17 protein-coding genes and 17 tRNA genes are annotated in these 22,478 nt (G+C 32.3%); 3 read left to right on the forward strand and 31 right to left on the reverse strand.

Going from position 1 to position 22,478, the window contains the following annotated elements; translation table 11 throughout:
* The first annotated feature begins 6 nt into the window (after positions 1-6).
* The gene (locus tag BUB80_RS07835; protein ID WP_073292381.1) at positions 7-342 is read left to right on the forward strand and encodes a hypothetical protein; all 336 of its coding nucleotides are present in this window, start codon (positions 7-9) and stop codon (positions 340-342) included.
* A 962-nt stretch (positions 343-1,304) separates the two neighbouring features.
* Positions 1,305-2,807 (forward strand): tetratricopeptide repeat protein, encoded by a 1,503-nt coding sequence (locus BUB80_RS07840; RefSeq protein ID WP_073292382.1) that lies wholly within the window; start codon positions 1,305-1,307, stop codon positions 2,805-2,807.
* A gap of 1,506 nt (positions 2,808-4,313) precedes the next feature.
* On the opposite strand, the gene BUB80_RS07845 is transcribed toward BUB80_RS07840, so the two are convergent.
* From BUB80_RS07845 to BUB80_RS07855, 3 genes are all read right to left on the reverse strand, one after another.
* Positions 4,314-4,550 carry a phosphate ABC transporter substrate-binding protein gene (locus tag BUB80_RS07845; RefSeq protein ID WP_073292383.1) on the reverse strand — a complete coding sequence of 79 codons (237 nt, stop codon included), beginning with the start codon at positions 4,548-4,550 and terminating at the stop codon, positions 4,314-4,316.
* Between the two features lie 118 nt (positions 4,551-4,668).
* The gene (locus BUB80_RS07850; RefSeq protein ID WP_073292384.1) at positions 4,669-5,202 is read right to left on the reverse strand and encodes a DUF6584 family protein; all 534 of its coding nucleotides are present in this window, start codon (positions 5,200-5,202) and stop codon (positions 4,669-4,671) included.
* A 744-nt stretch (positions 5,203-5,946) separates the two neighbouring features.
* A complete protein-coding gene (locus tag BUB80_RS07855; RefSeq protein ID WP_073292385.1) occupies positions 5,947-7,464 on the reverse strand; it encodes a TROVE domain-containing protein in 1,518 nt (505 codons plus the stop codon).
* A gap of 316 nt (positions 7,465-7,780) precedes the next feature.
* On the opposite strand from BUB80_RS07855, the gene BUB80_RS07860 reads away from it, so the two are divergent.
* A complete protein-coding gene (locus BUB80_RS07860) occupies positions 7,781-8,227 on the forward strand; it encodes a VOC family protein (RefSeq protein WP_073292386.1) in 447 nt (148 codons plus the stop codon).
* 126 nt (positions 8,228-8,353) lie between these two features.
* Here the strand turns inward: BUB80_RS07860 and BUB80_RS07865 are convergent, their stop codons facing one another.
* The 28 genes from BUB80_RS07865 to BUB80_RS07970 form a co-directional block, all read right to left on the reverse strand.
* Positions 8,354-9,865 carry a slipin family protein gene (locus BUB80_RS07865; protein WP_228433724.1) on the reverse strand — a complete coding sequence of 504 codons (1,512 nt, stop codon included), beginning with the start codon at positions 9,863-9,865 and terminating at the stop codon, positions 8,354-8,356.
* A 1,109-nt stretch (positions 9,866-10,974) separates the two neighbouring features.
* Positions 10,975-11,523, reverse strand: coding sequence for a 3'-5' exonuclease (locus tag BUB80_RS07870; RefSeq protein ID WP_073292387.1), 549 nt, complete (start codon positions 11,521-11,523; stop codon positions 10,975-10,977).
* Between the two features lie 24 nt (positions 11,524-11,547).
* Positions 11,548-12,093, reverse strand: coding sequence for a 3'-5' exonuclease (locus tag BUB80_RS07875; RefSeq protein WP_073292388.1), 546 nt, complete (start codon positions 12,091-12,093; stop codon positions 11,548-11,550).
* Positions 12,094-12,170: 77 nt separating this feature from the next.
* On the reverse strand, positions 12,171-12,734 hold the full coding sequence (locus BUB80_RS07880) for a metallophosphoesterase (protein WP_073292389.1): 564 nt from the start codon (positions 12,732-12,734) through the stop codon (positions 12,171-12,173).
* 24 nt (positions 12,735-12,758) lie between these two features.
* Entirely contained in the window at positions 12,759-13,703 is a 945-nt protein-coding gene (locus tag BUB80_RS07885) for an MBL fold metallo-hydrolase (protein ID WP_073292390.1), read from the reverse strand.
* Between the two features lie 201 nt (positions 13,704-13,904).
* The gene (locus BUB80_RS07890) at positions 13,905-14,495 is read right to left on the reverse strand and encodes an RNA ligase 1 family protein (RefSeq protein ID WP_073292391.1); all 591 of its coding nucleotides are present in this window, start codon (positions 14,493-14,495) and stop codon (positions 13,905-13,907) included.
* 50 nt (positions 14,496-14,545) lie between these two features.
* Positions 14,546-15,559, reverse strand: a complete 1,014-nt coding sequence (locus BUB80_RS07895) for an RNA ligase, Rnl2 family (protein WP_073292392.1) — start codon at positions 15,557-15,559, stop codon at positions 14,546-14,548.
* A 4-nt stretch (positions 15,560-15,563) separates the two neighbouring features.
* Positions 15,564-16,127, reverse strand: coding sequence for a DinB family protein (locus BUB80_RS07900; protein ID WP_073292393.1), 564 nt, complete (start codon positions 16,125-16,127; stop codon positions 15,564-15,566).
* An 18-nt stretch (positions 16,128-16,145) separates the two neighbouring features.
* A complete protein-coding gene (locus BUB80_RS07905; protein ID WP_073292394.1) occupies positions 16,146-16,922 on the reverse strand; it encodes an ATP-grasp domain-containing protein in 777 nt (258 codons plus the stop codon).
* A 109-nt stretch (positions 16,923-17,031) separates the two neighbouring features.
* Complete coding sequence (locus BUB80_RS07910; RefSeq protein WP_054510553.1) at positions 17,032-17,517, reverse strand: ribonuclease H-like YkuK family protein; 486 nt, start codon at positions 17,515-17,517, stop codon at positions 17,032-17,034.
* A 129-nt stretch (positions 17,518-17,646) separates the two neighbouring features.
* A tRNA-Trp gene (locus BUB80_RS07915) sits at positions 17,647-17,717 on the reverse strand.
* A 78-nt stretch (positions 17,718-17,795) separates the two neighbouring features.
* Positions 17,796-17,871: transfer RNA gene (locus BUB80_RS07920), tRNA-Phe, on the reverse strand.
* An 85-nt stretch (positions 17,872-17,956) separates the two neighbouring features.
* Positions 17,957-18,030, reverse strand: a tRNA-Leu gene (locus BUB80_RS07925).
* A gap of 77 nt (positions 18,031-18,107) precedes the next feature.
* A tRNA-Glu gene (locus tag BUB80_RS07930) sits at positions 18,108-18,180 on the reverse strand.
* 88 nt (positions 18,181-18,268) lie between these two features.
* Positions 18,269-18,406, reverse strand: a tRNA-OTHER gene (locus tag BUB80_RS23560).
* A 173-nt stretch (positions 18,407-18,579) separates the two neighbouring features.
* Positions 18,580-18,661 (reverse strand) — tRNA-Cys (locus BUB80_RS23565).
* Between the two features lie 156 nt (positions 18,662-18,817).
* Positions 18,818-18,899 (reverse strand) — tRNA-Cys (locus BUB80_RS23570).
* A gap of 172 nt (positions 18,900-19,071) precedes the next feature.
* Positions 19,072-19,153 (reverse strand) — tRNA-Cys (locus tag BUB80_RS23575).
* A gap of 168 nt (positions 19,154-19,321) precedes the next feature.
* Positions 19,322-19,403, reverse strand: a tRNA-Cys gene (locus BUB80_RS23580).
* Positions 19,404-19,576: 173 nt separating this feature from the next.
* Positions 19,577-19,648 (reverse strand) — tRNA-Asn (locus BUB80_RS07935).
* A gap of 6 nt (positions 19,649-19,654) precedes the next feature.
* Positions 19,655-19,728 (reverse strand) — tRNA-Ile (locus tag BUB80_RS07940).
* A 172-nt stretch (positions 19,729-19,900) separates the two neighbouring features.
* Positions 19,901-19,972 (reverse strand) — tRNA-Pro (locus BUB80_RS23585).
* Positions 19,973-20,040: 68 nt separating this feature from the next.
* Positions 20,041-20,112 (reverse strand) — tRNA-Asp (locus BUB80_RS23590).
* A 7-nt stretch (positions 20,113-20,119) separates the two neighbouring features.
* A tRNA-Arg gene (locus BUB80_RS07945) sits at positions 20,120-20,193 on the reverse strand.
* Positions 20,194-20,288: 95 nt separating this feature from the next.
* Positions 20,289-20,362: transfer RNA gene (locus BUB80_RS07950), tRNA-Lys, on the reverse strand.
* Positions 20,363-20,369: 7 nt separating this feature from the next.
* Positions 20,370-20,443: transfer RNA gene (locus BUB80_RS07955), tRNA-Ile, on the reverse strand.
* A 107-nt stretch (positions 20,444-20,550) separates the two neighbouring features.
* A tRNA-His gene (locus tag BUB80_RS07960) sits at positions 20,551-20,623 on the reverse strand.
* 854 nt (positions 20,624-21,477) lie between these two features.
* Positions 21,478-22,452: a soluble NSF attachment family protein gene (locus tag BUB80_RS07970; RefSeq protein WP_228433726.1), complete on the reverse strand. Its 975-nt coding sequence runs from the start codon at positions 22,450-22,452 to the stop codon at positions 21,478-21,480.
* Between the last annotated feature and the right edge of the window lie 26 nt (positions 22,453-22,478).

The raw sequence follows: 22,478 nt of genomic DNA on the forward strand, positions 1-22,478 counted from the left end.
AGTCTCATGCGCCCTAATTATAAAAAGATTTATCAGGATATGCTAAGGCTGGAACATCCTGAAAAATTAAAAGAACCCAAAATCCAAGAACTTCTTAATAATCTGAATAGCAGTGAAGATGTATTAAATTTTAATGAGAAGTTATTTGAACAATCAAAAGAAGCTCAAAAAAACAATCAAAAATTAAAAACATATGATAAGAAAACAATGCTGAAGCTTTTACAATATCAAAAGAAGCATGGTTTTTCTACAAGTTATATGTCTCGAAAATATAAAATTAGCCGAACAACATTGGCAAAATGGAAAAAGACTTTTGAAGTAGAATTCGAAGCTCTAACATAATAAAGGAAACAGGTGAATCGTCACCTGTTTTTTTATTTATCAATATTTCTATTTTCTATAAGCCCTCCTTTATTATTTCATATGTTATCATATCGAAAAAAAATCACATATTCATTAGAACTTGAAGTTATAAAATATGTACTTACTCCGGTAAAGCGATACACTCATTTTACAAAATCATTTATAATAAAATATAATTACCCAATACATATTTTAATAAAATTCTAACTGCCATTTTTTTTAAAGCTTATCATTTTTAAAACTTATTATTGAAATTGTACACAATACAACATAAAATTTACCCCTAAAATTCGTGACATAATAGTAAATCTTAAAAAAAAATCAATATTCACAGCAGAATAATTTATTAAATATGATTTGTTAAATTAATTTCTCAATTTGATAAAAACTAATTAAAAAATTAATACCCAAATACTTAACTAAAAGTAGTACATAAATGGTATGCGGTTTTTTTGACAATTTCATGAATTTTGTATCTATTTGTATCAGTAAATCAATCGAAACATCTAGCAAAAAAAGATTACAACACAAATGATGAAAAAATAATCAGATTAACCGAAAGATTTATTAAAAAGTAAAAATGAAAGAAAGCTTACCAGATTGCCTCAAATTGAAGACGGTAAGTTTAAGAACACAAATGATGAAATCTGTATCTGTATAAATCGCCCCCATTTTACATGATACAAAACACACAATGATGAAAATTAATAGCGGGAAAAGGGTAATATTTCTAACCCAAGTACTTACCCTTCCACTATTAGTTTCCTTTTTTCTACAACTGCTTTCTACAGATTAAAAAAAATATCAAATTCAATAAATTACATTTACATTATTAATCAAATAATGAAAACAAATATTATTTACTATATTTTTCAGTTTAATTATTTAAATTTGTAATAATCCCAATAACAATTATACAGCTTTAAGGGGCGAAAGTTAGTATGATCACAACAAATTATTTTATAAGAAACAGTATTGTATTTTTTGCTATTATTCTTTCCAACTTTGCGTTTTGCCAAGATCAGTTTAAAGAAATAGATAATTTACTACAAAAAGCAGAGAGAAGCCGACAGGAATTTAACAATCTAGATCAGCTAAAATATGCTAAACAAGCAAGTCTCTTAGCTGAAGAATCTGGTGACTCAAAAAAAATAACAGAATGTTATTATAACATCGCGCGTGCATTATCTTTTTTAGAATTACAAAAAGAAAGCTTTGTTTATATAAATAAAGCCTATCAGCAGCCGTATTCTAAAAAGAGCAAGCTCATCCAGGCGCAGCTCAAAGAAGTAAAAGCATTTAACTATTATAGTTTAGGCTTAACATCTCAATTTGATAAAGAATTACCTAGTATTGTAAAGCTATTGAAAGGAGAAAAGGACAAAGATGCCATTATTTTACTTCAAAGAACCTATTTAAATATTGGATCAACGAAACCTGATTCTGCTAAATATTACTCTCAATTATGCTATAATGAGTTAAAAAAACTTCCAGAAAGAGATTCGCATTTAGAATTATCTGATTTCTATAGATATAAAGGTACCGAACTTCTTGAAACAAAACCAGACTCTGCTTTTTATTATTATCAGAAAAGCATTAAGATCAACCAAAAATACAATGATCCTATCATCTTCTTTAACTATACTTCATTGGGAGATTATTACGCTAGCCAAAAACAATATCATGAAGCAATAGGTTATTATGAAAAAGCCATTCAAAATATAAAAGATCAATCTATTACTCCATACCATTTCGTTAATAATGATTTGTATGATAAAATTTCTGATCTGTATGGAAAGCTGGGTAACAAAGAGAAGCAAAATGAATATCAATCTACTTATCTAAATCTGCAAAAAAAATTATTGACAGAAAGAAATAAAAATGTAGAACATGCGCTTGAAATTCTTTTAAAAGATCAAGAAGAAGAATACAAATCATCTGAAAATCAAAGATTAATATGGATTTTAACCGGTGTTTTGGTATTAATAATCCTATTCTTTTTTATTTACTGGATCTTAAGAAAGAACCTTAAACATAAAGAAACAATTATTAAAGAAGCTAACAGCTCATTGCAGGATAAAGAAGAGATTATTTATCAAAAAAGTTTTGAAACGCAGGAGCTTCAACAAAAAGTAAACGATGCTTATACGGATGTTATAGACCTAGCCAAGAAAAATGATCCTTCATTTTATTTCCGCTTCCAAGAAGTGTATCCAGAATTTCAAAAAAAACTGTTGGAACACAGTCCTAATTTAAGAACATCGGAACTTATTCTTTGTGCTTATACTTTTTTAGGCTTTACAATTAAAGATATTGCAGAATACACTTTCAAATCTGTAAACACTATACGCAACAGAAAACAAAGTTTGCGAAAAAAATTCAGCATGCAAACTGAAGAAGATATGGGAATATGGCTAAGAAATCTTGTAGCAAACAAAGATTAGTCAAAAACAAAGCAACTGAATAACAAATACTTAAACTACAATAGTATACAAATGGTATATCTCTTTTTTTGATATCAATAATTTTTTTCTTCTATTTGTCTCAGTAAAATAAATCAAGTGTTAAGAGTGGAGCTTATAAAAAACACAAATGATGAAAAATGTATATCAATAAGAATATTGCCCCTTATTCTTTTCTGATATAAGTTAAAAATTAGAAAATTGCTTCAGTTGAATTCTTTAAGAAACACATTGATTTAAATTTTACAAAACACACAATGATGAAATTTTGAAATCGGTTAAACGTATAAACTTTAGCCAATTAAAAAATGAAAAGCAAGGGCAATATTTAGGTATTGCCCTTTTCTTTTTGATGTGTGATAAAGACATTACAACATTCAAATTTTAATATTTTAAAAAAGCCTGATAAAAATAAATTTATCGGGCTTTTATAAGTAAAAGGTAATAAGCAAAAAAATTAAAGGGGGGCATTCGTTTGCCGGAATCGAACCGGATAACCTTGCCGGAGTAACCGACTTCGTTATTCCTCCCCATAGATGGTACGAAGCAATTTTTCTTTACGACACTTTTATATTTCAAAAAAACAAGGCGATAAGCAAAAAACGTAGTCGTGCTCTAACCAACTGAGCTACTTTTCCTATTTATAGTTTGTGTTTTAGTTTGTGGAAAAGGCAGGGCTCGAACCTGCGACCCCGTCGTAATGAGCGAAGTAACGCTATTCTACGGCACTTGTTTTATTATTTTAAATGCAAATAAGGCAACAGGCGAAAAAGGTGTGCTCTTTCAGAGCGCCGCTCTTACCCGTTTTGGGCAGTGAGCCGGCAATTCTACATCTACTAGAGACTTACATTTTCTTACGAAAACTTTTGCCCAGTTGGTTTTCAACCCAACCTCGCTAGTTCGGTCGCCCGAATTACGCTACCTTAGGACCGTTATATTTACGAAGGAACCTTTCTCTACGACACTTATTTGCATAAATTTTACAATAAAAAAGAGGCTAAAAGCGAAAAGACAGACATGCACCCGCTCCTTACTATTATTCGGGAAATTGCACTTTGTATAGATTTTGAAGTCTAAATTTTAATCGAAGTAAGCCTTTTCTACGGCACTCTTTTATCTTTTAAATCAATGTAATAATTATAGAATCTTCCGTGCATTTTGCTCTACCTACTGAGCTATATCTCGTTTACAACAAAGAAGGCGGGATTCGAACCTGCGACCCAAATGTTTACTCAATCTCGAAGTATGATTCTAAAACGATACTTGATTTTTCTGTTAAAATAATTTTAAAATCGAGCAATGTTTAAGAAGAGTTTTAATTTCAATGTAAAGTAGAAGGAACTCTTTTGTACGGCATCGATTGTTTAAAGCAAGGTGAAAATTCAAACAGAGACTTGACTGCGACGTGATAACCAATTACACCATCCCGAATTATTCGGGAGCAAGATTCGAACTTGCAAAACCGCCCTTTAACGAAGAAACTCTATTTTACGACACTTGCTTTTTATTTTTCCATTGGGTTTTTCTGTATTTTTTCCAATTTCTTTGAAACTTAACTTCTTTTGAATTAATTGTATCATAGCCATGTGGAAAACACCATGAACAACCCATTTTGTCTCCATATAAAACTCTGGAAACCTGTACATTTGAAATTTTATTCGGAAAATCAATTAATCCATATTCATTGATTCCGAAAGATTGTCTTAATGTTTTTAATCTTTTCATAAGTATTGAGTATTAACCTCAATACAGTGCTTCTTTAAGACATGGTTTATAATAATTCATGGTTATTGTTTTTTGTTGTAGCAAAGATATTGCTGTAGTACGCATTCTTTTTACGTAGCTAAAATTTATTAAAAAAGATTGAATTTATAATTTCAAAAAGCTTTACCAATCCTAATATAGGAATCAAAATAATAGCTGTTATTAAAAGATAAACTCCAATTTTACCTAGAAAACTCCTTTCTGGTTCTTTATAATTTCCTTTTTCCCTTTGCTTAGGCTTAAAATCCGGAATATGTTTTGTCTTTTTAAAACTGTCCGATTCCAATTCTTTTAATTTTTTTTGGGCATATTCAGGAAGTTGGTTTCGATCTCCTCTAAATACGATATCTTTTAAAATAGCATTTCCTGAATTACTTAATGAATTTCTGTAAATTTCAACAGCTTCCTTCATTTCAAAATTCTGAGGTTCAAAAAATATCCAAAATTTTCCAGCTTCATCTTTAAACCCTGAATCGTAATAAATCTGTCCTAATTTTTCCCTTAATGAAATATCATCAGGAAATTCATTAATCAGATTTCTTAATCTGTCGCAGGCTTTTTTCTTTCTGCCTGCTTTCAAATCTTGTTCAATTCTGTAGAAAATACTTTCCATGATTTATATTTAAATTAAAAACCAAGCAACAAGTTATAAGAGCTTTTGAATGTTTTTCAAATTGGAAGTTTGACGATGAAACTCTTATGGTAACGACATTGGTTAGTTTAAACCGAGCAACATAGCGAAAAGACTCATTTTTCAATTGGAAGTCGAAGTATTTCTTTTCTTACGGCATCGGTTATTTTTTTTAAGTAAGGTAAAAATTCAAACAGAGACTTATTGACAGAGCGATACCATTTACGCCACTCCAAAATAGGAAACAGGATTCGAACCTGTATTGCTGTCCCCCGAAGTAACTCTATTTTACGACACTTACTTTTTAAGTTTTTATGGTTATTGTTTTTTGTTGTAGCAAAGATATTGCTGCAGTACGCATTCTTTTTACGCAGTTAAAATTTATTTTATGTTTCATTCGTTTTGCCTTGAAGCAAAAGAACCAAAAGTTCAAGACTTGGAAACTCCGGCTAAAATTAAAAATTTACACCGATGCTTTTAGGTCTTTGCGAGGAATGAAATGACGAAGCAATCTCTAAAATAGATTCTTCACTTCACTGCGTTTCATTCAGAATGACAAATTAACTGTTAATTAAAACATTGCATTTTCCTAGCCCCGATTGCAACGACATCCTTTTTCTGAATAGGCTTTGAAAAAAGCGTTGGCGAAAAAGATATAGTGGAAAGCGGGAAATAGCTTCTAAAAAATTAATGGGTATTCGTTTTTATTTTTAAAAGCAGTGCCTTTTACAGCACTACTTTTTTTATCATTTCTACCGCTGATTTTCGGTCTTCCAACGCATTCAATACATCGAAAATTTTGTCTGACCAACCTGCGATAAGGTATACATCATTTTTTCTGACATCCAACGGTTGTTTTCCGTAACCTGCCAAATCAAAAATATACAATTTTGCATTCGGGTTGAAACTTTTGTACTGATTCCATGAGTTTTCAAAGGAATTTCTACCGCCATTGCTATCCCAAAGCTGAGTGTCGGTGAACAATATTACTTTATCCACTTTTTCACGTCTATTCAATAAATCTTCAATCACCAAATAACCGTTTGTAGAGTAACCCACTTCACCTTCTCTTTTGTAAAATGCATCTACATTTCTCAGGATACCGTTTTTAGGCATCGGAACTCTTTTCCAAGTGTCTCCAAACATACCTGAAATCACATTTTTACATTGTGACTGCAACATCATCGACATCAACAATCCGATATCATACAACAAGACCTTAGATTTTGGAGAAACAGGCTGTTGCATTGAACCAGACACGTCTGCCGCAATCACAACCGAAGTATCAAAACCAAAACCTTTGATGTTTTTTGCACTTACCATCACAGCATCTTCCAATGCTTCCAAGATTGATGACAAATAAGGTGAATCGATTGTTTTCAATTCTCTATATGCCGACAAAAATCGGAATGGCAATTGTTTTGAATTTCTAACTGCTCTTTCATCTGATAAATAATTACACACTTTGTACATTGCATCTGATGAAACGTTGGCTTCTAAGATATTTCTAAGGTTTCTCAACGTTGCCATATACCCTAGTTTATTACTGAAAATCAATTCTTCCCATTTGTTTTTGAAAGCTAATTTTTTTTCTGCATCATCAGCAAATTTTGTCTGACCTAAAACGGAAAGCTCAACTTCCCAAGTGTATGGAGTTTCCAACGAATCATTTACGATTTTGTTGAAAATGGCTTGTTGATTTTCGTCTTTTGCTTTTGGATGAACCAAGAACAAAGCATCTTTCAAAGTAACCTCAGCTTTTCTGTTGTATTTTGCGAATTGATATTCATCAAATTTATTGAAAGATTTTACCAAACCTTTTTGAATCTGCTTTGAAAGTTTGTTCAATTTTTTCAAATCTGTTCTTTCATTCGCCAATTGATAATACGCAAGCAATTCTGTGATTTCATCTGCTCTTTGGATAACTCCGTCCACCGTTCTGCTTACCAAATCTGTACCTGAGGTTTGTTTCGCCAATTCAGTTGTCAAAACCAATGGAATAGAACGCAGATACATATCTTTTCTCGCATAAACCGCCAATTTTGCAACGAATTCCGGATCATTTTTTGTAATCAGAGACTGAATTCTTACCAATCTTTCATTTCCTTTTTCATACGAAGTGTTTGATAATCCTGTAGTCACAACAGCACTATATAGTTCTTCTGCAGGCGTCATGGTATATGCCTTTGCACCTTGGTAGTTCATTACTACTTTATTCTCTTTTCTTAAAAAATTAAATTTCATGGTTACTGTTTTTATAGTTAAACATTTTGGAGGATTATCATTTCCTCTCTGATTTCTTATGCAAAGTAAGGACAGTTTTACGCAGTGTTTTTGCGTAGTTGAAATTTTCGTGAAAAAGTTTTTATTTTTTTTGATTTAAATACTAATGACACAAATTTTTGCACTAAAAACACGAATGATTGATTGTGATATTTGTGAAAACATTAATGCGGTTCGTGTTTAGATAAAATCTATCATTCGTTTTATATAAAGGAATTGCTAATTTGGAGTTTTTGGAAATCCGTTGTCTAGCTTTGTGTACATTAAAATGTAAGCTATGATAAAAGGATTATATGAAACTCATGTACAAGTAAGCAATTTAGAAAACGCAATACAATTTTATACTAACGTGTTAGGATTGAAATTAGCCCATAGAGATGAAACCCGCCCGATTGCATTTTTATGGATTGGAGAAGGAAAAGAAGCAATGCTGGGTTTATGGGAACAAAAAGAAAATTTACAGCCAAGACATTTCGCGTTCTCAGCTGAGAAGGAAGATATCTTAAATTATTCTGTTGAGTTTTTAAAAAATAAAAACTTAAAACCTTATAATTTCTTAAAAGACGGTATTGATGAACCTATGGTTTTTTCATGGATGCCTGCTTTAGCAATATATTTCAATGATCCAGATGGAAATCAACTTGAATTTATTTCGATTTTGGAAGGCGATGGCAAACCTGAGTTAGGGGTGATTTCTTATGAGAAGTGGCTGGAAAATAAATAAATAAATAAAGAGGAGCTTAATTTAAGTTCCTCTTTTAATGAATTCATTATCATCTGAATTGATTAAACAAAACAAGACAGGCTTTGTTTTCACAAAGCCCATCTCTATAATGACAGTTATTAGTTTTTATTTTGCAAAAATCTCCTTCAGCTGAGAAAGAATATTACTATTTCCGGAAACTGTAATATCCCCAATTTTATCGGCGATTTTCTCCATATATTCCATTTCTTTCAGCTTCCATAAGACTTCATTTTCTTCCATTAGCTTTGCAGTGTTTAGCAAACTTCTTGTAGAAGCCGTTTCTTCACGACGCATGATGCTATTTGCTTGAGCTTTTTTCTCAGCAATCAAAACCTGATTCATAATTTCTTTCATTTCTCCGGTTAAGATCACATCACGAATTCCTGCATCAGAAGCTTTCAGACCAAGATCTCCAGCTTTGTTTCCAAGGTTTCCCAGGATTTCTTTTCCTACAGCATCTTTTTTCAACAACAATTCATCCAATGTTAAAGCTCCAACAAATTCACGCAGTGCTAATTGCATTAAAATATATAATTGTTTATCATATTCTTTGTTTTCCATTAATGCTTTCTCAATATTTTCCACTTGAAAACGCACATAAAAATTGATACGAAGCATCGCTTTATCTTTTGTCAAAAGCTCCTGACCTGCAATTTCCATTTGCTGCATTCGCATATCGATGGCTTTTACCTCAACAGAAATTTCATTGTTCCAGAAGTAGTAGGTTCCCACTTCTAAAACTTTTGTCAATTTTCCGTCAATTAACAATAATCCTGTATGTTGATTCGAAACAATAAATTTTCTTACATAATTTCTCAATCTTGCATTTTCTAGGATTGTATTGGAAATACCTTCTGTAATTTCAACTTTTGTTAAATCTTCTTTTTGGAATTCTTTATCTGTAATACCTAACCAGAACGCATACTGTCCAACATTCAATACATCTTTTAAAGTTCCGTTTTCGTATACCAAAATGATTTCTCCATCTTTTACCTCTACAATTTCCAAAAGGCTTTTAAGCGTTTCGTTTTTTAGTAAAACAACTACATTTTCATGCGTTGCAAACTGGGACTTTATTTCGTAATTGGGATCAATAATTTTAATATCAACAGAAGTTTCATTATTCCAGAAGGAGTAAGTACCGCTTTCAAGAACCTGAGTTAATTTTCCATCAATTAACAATAATCCTTTATAATGGTGAGGTACAACAAACTTTCTTACAAAACTTTTCACCTTCATATTTTCCAAGGTTGTTTTAGAGATTTCTTCTGATATTTCAACTTTTGTTAAGTCTATTTTTCGGAATTCTCTATTTACAACTCCTTTCCAGAATGCATATTTCCCAACGTTCAAAACATCTTTAAAATTCTCATTTTCATACAGTAAAATGATCTCACCATCTTTTACCTCTACAATTTCCAAAAGGTTTTTAAGCGTTTCATTTTTCAACAAAATAGGTAAATCTTCACCTGCTTCGAAACGGGATTTCATTTCATAAATTTCTACCGATTTATTTCCAAACAAATAATGATTACCCTCTTTTAGAACTTCAATTAAGTTTCTATTTTTGAAGACCAAACCCATTTGGTATGCTTTAATGTGTACATTTTTTATCATTCTATTTTATTTTTTAAGTGTTATTATTTTAATTAAAAAGAGAAAACCGAGATTTTTTATTCCAAAAATGGCGGAAGAAAAGAGGTTTCAAAAAGCTCCAATCATTTCAGAATACTGTTCTTAAACTTAGTTTCCAATCAGTAGGACCTTGGGTGTGTCCCTTACCATCGCTAAAAGCAATAGCTCGGGTTGCTACGTTTACTTCTGTCTTTTTCTCTTACAAAAAAGAACATCTGCTACCATCGCTCACACAGAAAATCATTCTTATTAGAAAATTCCGTTCAATTGTGGTATTCATCAATTGAATTTCACTTTCAGAAAAAATCTTTCTTACTGGCTTTTTCAAAAATGTTGATTGAACAACTGAAAAAACTCAAATTTTCTCTATTAAGATGTTTTTAAAGAAAAACATTAAAAACTTTGTAAAAAATAGATTTTCAGTCTATCTTCAACTACATGGGAAGTGTAGTGCTCTAACCACCTGAGCTATCTCAATTTCATTGAGAGAAGGAGTCGAACCCTCGCAAAAAAAAACTATTCACTCTAACCAGACTGAGTTATATTCCCTTACGGAAATAGAAGGATTCGAACCTTCGTATAATAGCAAATAATGGAAGTTTTTTGGCAAACTCCTCAAACCTTCAAATTAAGTTGAACAGAATCAATAATATTTCTCAATAAATTCTTCTGCAATAGTGCTATATAGAAACACCCAACAAGACTTGCCTGATATCTTAACTAAAATCTGTTTTTCAAAATTTCAGTGTTGTTTTGTTTTGATGATGCAAAGTAAGTGTAGTATTGCGCAGTGTTTTTGCGTAGAAAATATATTTGTAAAAAAGTTTTACTTTTTATTTGTTGGAGTTTCGCAAAGGCGCTATTTTTTAATGATAATGGGTTGTATATAAGGCGCAAGGATTTTATCTTCGATAAAAATTGATTGTGTTTTAGGTCATTGCGAACTGAAAGTGAAGCAATCTATTATTTTCCGTTGAGATTGCTTCGTCGCTTCACTCCTCGCAATGACAGGATAATTTTGAAAATAAAAAAGCTCCCTCTATAAAAAGGGAGCCGATATAAAAATGTTTAGTTTCAAAGTTGCAATATTACTATTGTTGCAAACACCAATGCAAAATCTTCGCAATATTCTTTGCATCGTCAACACCTCTATGGTGAGTACCTTCAAGCTTGAAATTTAATTCTCCTAACGCTCTTGCCATTCCGACACTTTTTCTGACAATCGGATGCAATTGCCCAAATAAAGTTTTCACATTAATATGGTCATCACTCAAAGGATAATCTACATTGAATCTTCTTGCCTGATTTTGAAGCATGTTTAAATCGTAGTTTCCATAACTTGCCCAGGTCAACTCTTCAGAATCATATTCTGCTCTCAAAATATCTAATGCATCTTCCAATAAAATACCTTCATCATCAAGCATTTGCTGAGTAATGGAAGTCAGTTCCGTACAAAACGGACTTACTTTTGAATATTGGGGTTTTACTAAAATCCCTTCATTTTTGGAAACCTTACCGGTTTTTGCATCCATGATACAAACACCGATTTCTATGATTTCACTTTCTTGACCTCTTGGCGGACGGTCATTCCAACACGTGGCTTCGAGGTCTATAATTAATATATTATCTGTTGTTTTCACTTTTTATTTTTAATTGTTAATAATTTACTGCAAAATCTCTCTCAAAATTTTAGCAGCATTGTAAGCATCATCTGCTCCGCTGTGATGATTTCCTTCAAAATCCATGTTCATGAAATTCAGGGCTCTTTTCAAACCCATCATTTTAAAAAGTCCATTATACTTTTTGAACTGATACATCACGTTTATATAATTTTCTGAAAAAGGATTTTCAATGCCGAGTTCATCACACTGTTCCATGATCTGCTCTTTATCAAAGTTTCCAAAACCAGCCCAAGTAAGGGAAGTTGAATCATATTCATCACTTATTTTCTCACAGGCTTCTTCAAAATAAATTCCTTTTTCTTCTATCATCTGCGGAGTAATTCCTGTAAGCTCTGTACAAAATTTATTGATTTTAGACCTTTCTGGAATTACATAAATACTTTGTTTCTTGGAAATTGCTTGTGTTGTTATATTTAATTCGCAAATTCCTATTTCTATAATATCTACTTTTTGTCCGGCGGGAATTCTATTGTTTTCCCAACACGTGGCCTCTAAGTCGATGATTAATATTGTGTTTGTTGTTTTCATAATTAATTTAATAAATGATAATTGGTAAATGATAAATGATTTTTACATTATTCATTACCAATTATTCATTACTCATATTAGCTTCTTGGAGCAAAAGGTGGTGTCCATTTTTTCTTTTTCATCAAATCTTTAACTTCTTCGTAAGAAATCGGATAAAAATTATGACAATCTACGCCCACATCGATACTCAATGCCATTTCATCATCCGGTAAAGTTCCGTGTGAATGACCGTAGAGTTGCCATGTTCCGTGATGTGACGCATTCCAGGTACGCATCGCATAATGAAAAAGAATAATTTTCTGTTTACCATGAACTGCTTCTTCATCTTCAATTGAAAATTCATGATAATCTTTAATCCATTCGAATCTATCTGCTACTCGAAGAGCAGAATATTCATGATTGCCTTTTATCAAATAGATTTTACCATTCAATCTATCTAAAATATCTTTGGTGAAATCTGGTTTTCCTAAACTCATATCACCCAAATGGTAAACAGTATCGTCTTTACCGATCCTTTCATTCCATCTTTTGATGAGTTCTTCATTCATCTGTTCCAAAGACTCAAAAGGTCTTTCGGAAAATTTTATAATATTTTCATGACCAAAATGATGGTCTGCTGTAAAAAATATATTGGGTTTCATTTTTTGTCTTGTTTAAATTTTTAATTAATTTTCTCGAAATGTTTTATAAAAAGCTGTTTCAATTTCCAGTTTGTCGCTTTCTGTATATCTTCTTGAAAAGTGAATCGGAATTGCTTCTTTCACTTCACATTCATTCATGATTTTTCCGGATGCAGTAGCAAAACTGTGATAGTTTTGTTTAGCAAATTCCTGATCTTCATCTTTGTAAAATGTTTCGATGTAAACCATATCTGCTTCTTTAAAAACAGTTTTTATTTTTTCATAATTGTTTTCACATACTGCATGATCCATGATTACACCTAGCTTATATCCTGCATTACGTTCCAACAAATGAAATAAATCTGCTGCTTTATATACTGTTTGTTCAATCTCAATTTCTTTATCTGAATTGTTATTTTCAAAAGCGGTTTTCAATTCACTGATCCATTTTCCTTTTTTAAATTCGGAAGTATTTTCATTAAAAGTGACTGAATCTTTTTCCTTGAATAAATAAGCTATGGAATCTGTTTTGTGATCAAGAATTGCGAAATCAACATTCACATATTCATCTTCAAAAAGGAAATGTTGGGTTTTAACCCATTCAAGATTCCAATGTGGTGGACGAATTTTATACACATTAATTTCTTCTTTTGAAACAATTTCTCTGATTTCATATTCGATAGCGTTTTCACCTACTAAATTCCAAGTGTAAGATTTTAACCTTGCTTCAATTTGATGATGAATATTTTTCGGACCGCAAATCACAATTTTTTCTCCGCTTCCAATTTGATGTCTGAAAATTCCATCAAAATTTGAAAAATGATCAATATGGGTATGGCTTATAAATATCGCTGAAACCGACTGTATTTCTTTCACTGTCAGTAAACTCGCTTCCCCGCAATCACACAAATAGTGTTTTCCTGAATTGGGAACTTTTATTAATATGCTAATGTCTTCTCTTAAAAGACTTTTTATTTCTGCTTGTAACATTTTTTTTATTTTTTATTAACCATTCCTATTGTCATTCTGAATGGAACGAAGTGGAGTGAAGAATCTATTTAATATAAAGAAGAGATTCTTCCTTCGTCAGAATGACAAACTCCCTGCACAAATAAACCGATTATTCTGTGGTTTAAATTTAACACGTAAAAAAGTTTCGATAAAATGAATTACCGAAACTTAATCTTTATTTTACACAATAAGTTCTTTTACCGATCTTCTACGTACACCAAAGTCAGATTTCCTGATCTTACACATACGGTTATCAGCAATATGATGGAAAACGATACCTTCCATATTATTCTCAGAATTACTTAAAAAGTTTTTGATAAATTCAAAATCTAAACTTTCTAAACTAAGAATATGAGTTCCGTGTTTAACCAATAAATGACCTTTAATATTTTCCGGATTGCTTCGTACTTTTTCACCAATAAGTTCGTATGTACCATCTTCTACTTTGTCCAATTCAGCCAAAGCATGGAAGCCTTCCCAGAAATATGTATCTTCTTTTTTATTAATATCACACTTTACCCAATGCGGATGATGGCCAGTAACAAAATCTGCATCCTGACACGGAATCGCACCTTCAGGAGCTATTTTACCCTTCTTCGCATCATATCTTTTGTATAATTTACCGTTGATCACTGCGCATGCAGAACCATCAAACTTTTGTGTAGCAATAGCTTCTCCGTCAAAAACCCATTTGTTTTCAAGATTAATTTCGTTAATAACTCTGCCTAAATTATTTATATCTTTTTTGAATAATGTACTTATCTTCTTCATTTTTAATTGTTTTTAAATTAAAAAAATCTTCATTGGTATAATTGCTGAAACTATATTTTTGCTGAAATTAATTCTTCGTTTACAATTTCAATAACCAAAGAATTCAATTTTTTATTGATTCTTTTCTGTTCACCTTTTTCTATCGTTGTGAAAATTTTCGGGAAATCTTTTTCAAAATCCTCCAAAATGTCCTGTGAGAAAAGACCAATGACTTTCCCAATCATTTTGGGTTCAAATTCACCAATCTTGCTTATCACGTTATTCAACCTATTTACGGTTACATATTTTTTCATTTCTTCCCAAATATTTTGGGCAGTTTCGCTGAAATGAACTTCCTTTTGAACAGGTTTATCTTTTTTAACCATTTTAGATTTTTCAATCCATTTTTCATTTTTATTTTTCAAAATGATTCTTGCACCGTTTCCAAAATATTTGGTTTTCAAAGTTTTAACAATTGTTCCTTCACACCTATTATCCTCTAATTCAGGCAATCCTAACCATGCCGGAATTTTAGAATTAAAAGCATTAGGGAATCCCAAAGCAACTTCCAATGTTCCTTGGAATAATATTTTAGCAAAGAAAAATCCTGCTTCTTCAAAAATTGCATTCGCTACATCTGTATCCAAATAGGTAATCCCATTCAACTTAATATCAAATCCATAAAATTCGTTGTAAGGTGCATACTCAATACCTTTTTGTACTTTAACTGCATCCTCAGCAGGTTCCACTTCTTTATGTTTGTAACCTCCACCGAACAATTCACCGTAGATCACTACGGTTTCCAAATCCGGATAGATATTTTTAACTTTATGAAACACATCAATTACGTTTTTTCTGTAACGTTCTAATATTTGATGTGCATTATAGAATTTTTCATCCTTCTCGATGAAAGCAGTTCTTTTGGCAATCTTAATCTCCTTTCCATCGGTAAAGAAAGAGAAATTAGCACCATGAACCTTTTCCTGTACAATGAAAATCTCATCCCCAAAACCTTGTAACTTGATCTGATCGATCACACGGGCTTGGTAAGCATTTTCTATAGCGTTATATGTTTTGAAAATCATTTTTTTAATTTTTAATAGTTTCTAATTCGTTATTCTTCATCTGAGTAACGTGCCTTTGAGCGTGAAGTGAAAGAAAATAAATGTATTCATACACATTGATTTTCCCCAGTCCATTCACTGTCATTGTTGTTTTACAGAGGAGACCTTCGCCGTTTTTCATCAAGTCTAAATAATTTAAACACTGATGATATTGCTGAGAAATTAAACTTCTGATTTCATTTAAATTTAATTCTCCTTTTGGTTCCATATGTTCTGGTCTTATCCATTCAAAAGCTCCATACTCACCTACTTTTTCAAACCTTTTTTTATTGAAACTGTATTTTTTAATTTCAAGATTTAAATCAAGATCCAGATAATTTCGCATTGCTTTTTTTGAACCTTTCTCAATGAGAATCAACAAATAGAAGTTCGTAAGATAAACATGCTCTAAAATCTGTTGAATCGTCCAACCTCCATTTGAAGGTCGATGATTCAACGTAGCTTTATTTTTATCAAACCATCTGTCAACCTCATCAAAACTGAGATTCAAATGCTTTCTTATATCTTGAATTAATCTAAAAATGTCCATTACAAGTTTTTAAAGTTTTTAATTTGAAAAATAAATATTCAATGCTTTGATAATACTTTTCACGTTGGTATTAGGATAGAATCCGGAACTATTGATACAATTTATTTCAACAATTTTCCAGCCTTCATCCGTTAAACAAATATCCATTACAAAGGCTTCTGCAAGATTGAAAAGTTGAATCATTTCATTGGCAAAGCTTAATCCGTCTTCTGAAACATGTTCTTCGAAAAGAGCATTATCATTAAATTTATAATATCCTCCATCGATAATTTGTCCACCAACAATCCAAAGTCTAGCTTCTTTTATTGTCCGTTTCGCTTCAGAAATCTGAACTAAAGAATCTTTTGTAATTCTGTTGGTTTTATTTTCCAGGGATTCAAAAACAAAATCTTTCCATTCTGCTTTATTGAAAACTCTTCCTGTAAAAATTTTCGCTTCGCTGTACGGTTTAATGAATTTGAGTTCATCTTTCCCCCAACTCAATTCTTCTGAAATTTTGTGAACAGAAACTTTGTGATTAAGAAGATTTTCACCATAATATGTAGCATACACTTCATATAAGTGATTACCTCCATAAAAAGAACCAGGAAACCAATCGGTATTTTGTTTTGCCAATCTTGCAATTGTCACCGAGCCATATACGAAAACATCATTTCTGCCTGTTTCGAAATCTATTTTTTCTGCAGTTGGCGGAATATTAATGACATCATAATCAATGTTTAACTCTTCCAAGGCATCAAAAATTTTATAATGATCTGGGTCTAAATACACATTAGCCTGAATTAAAAAATACATGGTTACTCGTTTTAAGGTTCTTATTTTAATTTTTTGAATGGAAGCTTGAAGCTGGAGGATGGAAGTAATCGAATTGTTTTAAACTTCCATCATCCTACTTCCAGCTATTTTATACCATCATATCAGCACAATTAGAACTTGCGAATGCGTAAGGCTTTGCTTTAAACACATATCCCATTCCAAGAATATATCCCATCGCATCTTTCAATGCTACGTTGGATTTAAAATCCGGGTCGGTATTAATGTCTGCGTGTACCTCCATTTCCACATCATAAGTTTCCAGAATAGAGCAAATTGCATAAGCGATTTCTACGGATTTGTTTACTTCATTCAACATTCGCTCTTTGATACTGATCTTCTGTATTTCTCTTTCTTTTCTGATAAAGGTAAACGCTCCTTTTCCCTCACGAATAAACACTACTGCCGTAGCATAATTAATGGCGTCACCATAAACATGTGAGTCTGAACCCACACAAACTTTCAGTCGATGTCCATTAGCTTGTTCGCGGAGGATGGCTTCTTCTACCAATTGTGTGATAGAATGTTGGAAAAATTTCCCAGTCATATTTTGCCATGTTTGTTGTTGCGTTTCCATTTTTTCTACATGTTTGTTTAAATACTTATTTGTTAATAATGTCAATTGTGAATAGTCAATTCGCTTAGCTTGTCAATTTTTTAAATTCACTTGTGAAACAAAATTCACGATTGACTATTCACCGTTTTGCACTCCGAACCGGATTCGAACCAATACCATCAGTTTTGGAGACTGAGATGCTGCCATTACACTATCGAAGTAATTTTATAAGTAATGATTAATGGGTAATATTTTTCTTTATTATTACTCTCATTGCACATCACTTATTATTTATATTTTGGTGGAACAGACAGGAATTGAACCTGTACCTTTAGTTTTTCAGACTAACGTGCAGACCTTCTACACCACTCTTCCAAGTTTATAAGTAATGAGTAATTGGTAATAAGTAATATTTTTCTTTATTATTACTCATTGCTTATTATTCATTACTTATGTATTGTACGGAAAGAGGGACTCGAACCCTCAAAACCTTGATCCTAAATCAAGTGTGTCTACCATTTCCACCATTCCCGCAAATTGATGAGTAATTGGTAATATTAAAAACGTTCAATATAATTACTCATTGCACATTACTTATTACTCATATTTTGTACTCCATAAGGGAATCGAACCCTTGTTTTCTGCTCGAAAGGCAGGCGTCCTAACCGGTTAGACGAATGGAGCGTTAAAAAAATCAACCAACCAGGAATCGAACCTAAACAACAAGAGTACATTTCCTGCATGCTGCCGTTACATTATCAGCTGATTTTTATGGTGGAAGCAGTAGGATTCGAACCTACTCAGCAATGAAGCAACAGATTTTAACTCTGTTACTTTTTATTTTTTAAGGAATCGTTCAATTCGTTCCTCATGTCAGTCTGCCCCGACTCTCCAACTTCGGCGTACCTCCTTTTTAATGAGTAATAAGTAATTGGTAATGAGTAATTTTTTTCCAATTAACTTTTAACTCTTACTTTGTTGAAGAAAAATAAAGCCTGTCATTATTTTTTTAGTTTGATGTATGAACTTCTTCGCTCGACAAACTCTTTTTTTCTTCGGAACTAATCTCATTTTAGTTATTTGAGATGGTGATGGGATTCAAACCCACTCAGTTTTCACAACGGTTTTGCAGACCGCCCCGACTCTTCCACTTCGGCGAACCATCATTTTTATAAGTAATTAGCAATTGGTAATGAGTAATTTTTACTTATTAATTTGTGAAGAAAAACAAAGCCTGTCTTAATTTTTTGTTTGATATAAGAACTTCTACGCTCGACAAACTCTTTTTTTTCTTCGGAACTAATCTCATTTTAGTTATTTGAGATGGTGATGGGATTCAAACCCACTCAGCTTTCACAACGGTTTTGCAGACCGCCCCGACTCTTCCACTTCGGCGAACCATCATTTTTATAAGTAATTAGCAATTGGTAATGAGTAATTTTTTCCAATTAACTTTTAACTCTTACTTTGTTGAAGAAAAATAAAGCCTGTCATTATTTTTTTAGTTTGATGTATGAACTTCTTCGCTCGACAAACTCTTTTTTTCTTCGGAACTAATCTCATTTTAGTTATTTGAGATGGTGATGGGATTCAAACCCACTCAGTTTTCACAACGGTTTTGCAGACCGACCCGACTCTTCCACTTCGGCGAACCATCATTTTTATAAGTAATTAGCAATTGGTAATGAGTAATTTTTCCAATTAACTTTTAACTCTAATTTTTTTGAAGAAAAATAAAGCCTGTCATTATTTTTTAGTTTGATATAAGAACTTCTTCGCTCGACAAACTCTTTTTCTTCGGAACTAATCTCATTTTAGTTATTTGAGATGGTGATGGGATTCAAACCCACTCAGTTTTCACAACGGTTTTGCAGACCGCCCCGACTCTTCCACTTCGGCGAACCATCATTTTTATAAGTAATTAGCAATTGGTAATGAGTAATTTTTTCCAATTAACTTTTAACTCTTACTTTGTTGAAGAAAAATAAAGCCTGTCATTATTTTTTAGTTTGATATAAGAACTTCTTCGCTCGACAAACTTTTATTCTCTTCTTTGAAACAATTAACATTTAGTTAGTTGCGATTCTGGAAAGACTCGAACTTTCAACTTCCGGTTTAACAGACCGGCGCTCTACCATTGAGCTACAAAATCTTTTTGTAATTTCGGAAGGACTTGAACCTTCAACCTTCGGTGTATCAGACCGATATTCTAACCAATTGAACTACGAAATCTTTTATGTGAACTGCCAATTGCTAATCCTCTTTGTTATCAATTTTCAAATTCACTTACGAAGCAAAATTCACTATTGACCATTCACATTATTACACTCCATAAGAGAGTCAAACTCTTACTTACTACTCAAAAGGCAGCCGTCCTAAACCATTAGACGAATGGAGTAAATTGTCTGGAAAGCAAGATTCGAACTTGCGACCTCCCGCGTCCAAGGCGGGTAAACAACCACCGTTATCCTTCCAGTTTTTCAGATTCACTTCAAAATTCTTTTCCGAGAGACAGTCGGATCAGAAATTATCCATGAACCTTTGCGGTCTATGCGAGAATCGAACTCGCAGTGCCTGAGCGACAGTCAGGCAGGTTAGCCATTACCTCAATAGACCTTTTTTGTGATTCCGACAGGACTTGAACCTGTAACCCTGGGTTTAGAAAACCCATGCTCTATCCAATTGAGCCACGGAACCTTAGTTAACATGAATAGTGAATTGTTAATTCGCTTTGCTTGTCAATCTTAAATTCACTTACAAAGTAAAATTCACCTTTGACCATTCACTTTTAGTAACCCCAGAAAGATTTGAACTTTCAACCCCCGGTTTAAAAGACCGGTGCTCTAACCATTTGAGCTATGAGATTATTTTTGTAATCGCAGAAGGACTCGAACCTTCAACCTTCGGCGTATCAGACCGATGCTCCAACCCATTGAGCTATGCGATTGTTTTTAAACCTGTGAATAGTCAATTGTCAATTTGCTTTGCTTTGCTTTGCTTGTCAATTTTAATTCACTTATGAAATAAAATTCACTATTGACCATTCACATTTTTGGGTTTCTCCGGGGATCGAACCCTGTTTTCCGGTGCCACAGACCGACGCTTTACCAAATAAGCTAAAGAAACCATAAAAAAAAGCGCCTCTTTTTGGGAGGCGCTCTATATTTTTGACGTGTCAGTTCATTAGCTGACCCACCTATATAAGCACCTTTTCATTATAAATTCACTATCAAGAATACATACCCATCCCATCGGCTCTTGTCCGTGTAGTCTTGAATACTGATTAGATATGTTATGTAATTGTTTCATTATATTCTTGTTATGTTAAAAAGTTTTTGAAATGTTGAAAACCTGTTGCTTTCAATTTTCGGTTGCAAAGTAAATATGATTTTTTTTAACTCGCAAATTTATTTTTATTTCAACTTACTGTAAATCAATTGATTAAATTTAATATTAAGAATAGAGAATTCCTGTCCGTATTATATTACAGATATCTTAATTACCTAAATGACTGTCTCTCATCGGGTTTACTTATCACGCTTATTTATCGTATTAAATGTTCATTGTTAATTATTAAATTTTCATTTTTATGGTTATTTTTTTTCATTCTAAATAATTTCTGACCTAAAAACACAAAAAACGCTTCGATTGTCGAAGCGTTTTTGTGGTATTTTGATTAAATTTTTACGAGTTTACAGTAAATAATTTCCAAAGCAAGCACATTTCGCTTCATTCCATATCATCCATTCATATCCAAACGATCCCTTTATTGACGGGCGATCGCATAGATTTAAACTGATATGTGCTCTTTGTATTGTCATAATTTTGTTGTGGCAAAGATAAATCTTTTTTGTAATTAATTGGTTATTTCGTCATTGCGAGAAACGTAGTGACGAAGCAATCTCAATAAAAAAGGTAGGTTTTACAACAGATTGCTTCACCTTCGGTTCACAATGACGGGAATTTGTTATTTGATAATTATCAATTCCTAAACATTTTATTCCTCCCAGTTTTAAACCTGGAAATATCTTTCAAAATAATCTCATCTTTCGGGTTGAAATGTTTCAGCTCATTGACGATTTCGGAATGGGTATTCACTTTTTCCGCTATAATTTCGTATGCTATATTTCGGGCTGTAGGTTGTAGCTTTTCATCTTTTTTAAACTCATATTTCAAAGCTTCCAGATAGATATTTTTTTTATCCGATGGAATCTTGCTATATAAATATTGAATTTCGCTTTCTAATTTTTTCACATCAAAAATATTAGCAAAATAATTATTAAGGCAATTGAAAGCATCCTTATTTTCCTCCCAGCCTTTTAATAAAATTTGCTGGGCTGCCTCTGGGGTTTCCATCTTTTTGCGATAGATTAAAGACGCTTTTACCATTTGATTGTTGTTTACATAATCATCAACTACCATTTGATAATAGGCATGAGCATTTTTGATATCATGAATTTCAATATACAAATCCCCAACTTTTTCTTTTTGTTCCAGTTCTTTATAAAGATCAATCGCTTTTCTATATTGTTTTGCTTTTTCATAACAGTTTGCCGCTTCAGATTTATTTTTTAATTTTTTAAGATAGATCACCGCTGCTTCATTATAAAAACCACCGTCTTCTAATGTCTTTGCTCCACGATAGTTATCTTGAAGCAAATTCATATAAACCTTTGCTGCTTTCAGGTAGTCTTTTTCATCCACATATTTTTGAGCAAGTTCTTCATATTTACTTCTGATCCTATCAAAAAGTGAATTTTCTAAATAGAAAGTACCCCCACCTCCTGAAGCCTTTCTTCCGGAATTTTTCGCATCCTTCTCTTTATCTTTTAAACCAATGATGACAAAAAAAGCAATGGCAGCAACAATAAGAAACAAAAATAAAGTCCCGACAACGCTCCAAAAGCTTTGATGGAAAAGCTGTGCGAATATTCCAATAATCTTGAGGACTGCCAAAATTAAAAGGCATCTCAAGAATTTAT

This window comes from Chryseobacterium polytrichastri, assembly GCF_900142445.1.
GTDB lineage: Bacteria > Bacteroidota > Bacteroidia > Flavobacteriales > Weeksellaceae > Chryseobacterium > Chryseobacterium polytrichastri.

Bases quoted from the DNA above. Each gene is read 5' to 3' on its own strand.
- BUB80_RS07865 (WP_228433724.1), bottom strand. From the start codon at position 9,865: ATGATAAAAAATGTACACATTAAAGCATACCAAATGGGTTTGGTCTTC.
- BUB80_RS07860 (WP_073292386.1), top strand. From the start codon at position 7,781: ATGATAAAAGGATTATATGAAACTCATGTACAAGTAAGCAATTTAGAA.
- BUB80_RS07850 (WP_073292384.1), bottom strand. From the start codon at position 5,202: ATGGAAAGTATTTTCTACAGAATTGAACAAGATTTGAAAGCAGGCAGA.
- BUB80_RS07845 (WP_073292383.1), bottom strand. From the start codon at position 4,550: ATGAAAAGATTAAAAACATTAAGACAATCTTTCGGAATCAATGAATAT.
- BUB80_RS07900 (WP_073292393.1), bottom strand. From the start codon at position 16,127: ATGGACATTTTTAGATTAATTCAAGATATAAGAAAGCATTTGAATCTC.
- BUB80_RS07895 (WP_073292392.1), bottom strand. From the start codon at position 15,559: ATGATTTTCAAAACATATAACGCTATAGAAAATGCTTACCAAGCCCGT.
- BUB80_RS07905 (WP_073292394.1), bottom strand. From the start codon at position 16,922: ATGTATTTTTTAATTCAGGCTAATGTGTATTTAGACCCAGATCATTAT.
- BUB80_RS07855 (WP_073292385.1), bottom strand. From the start codon at position 7,464: ATGAAATTTAATTTTTTAAGAAAAGAGAATAAAGTAGTAATGAACTAC.
- BUB80_RS07890 (WP_073292391.1), bottom strand. From the start codon at position 14,495: ATGAAGAAGATAAGTACATTATTCAAAAAAGATATAAATAATTTAGGC.
- BUB80_RS07875 (WP_073292388.1), bottom strand. From the start codon at position 12,093: ATGAAAACAACAAACACAATATTAATCATCGACTTAGAGGCCACGTGT.
- BUB80_RS07835 (WP_073292381.1), top strand. From the start codon at position 7: ATGCGCCCTAATTATAAAAAGATTTATCAGGATATGCTAAGGCTGGAA.
- BUB80_RS07840 (WP_073292382.1), top strand. From the start codon at position 1,305: ATGATCACAACAAATTATTTTATAAGAAACAGTATTGTATTTTTTGCT.
- BUB80_RS07880 (WP_073292389.1), bottom strand. From the start codon at position 12,734: ATGAAACCCAATATATTTTTTACAGCAGACCATCATTTTGGTCATGAA.
- BUB80_RS07885 (WP_073292390.1), bottom strand. From the start codon at position 13,703: ATGTTACAAGCAGAAATAAAAAGTCTTTTAAGAGAAGACATTAGCATA.
- BUB80_RS07910 (WP_054510553.1), bottom strand. From the start codon at position 17,517: ATGGAAACGCAACAACAAACATGGCAAAATATGACTGGGAAATTTTTC.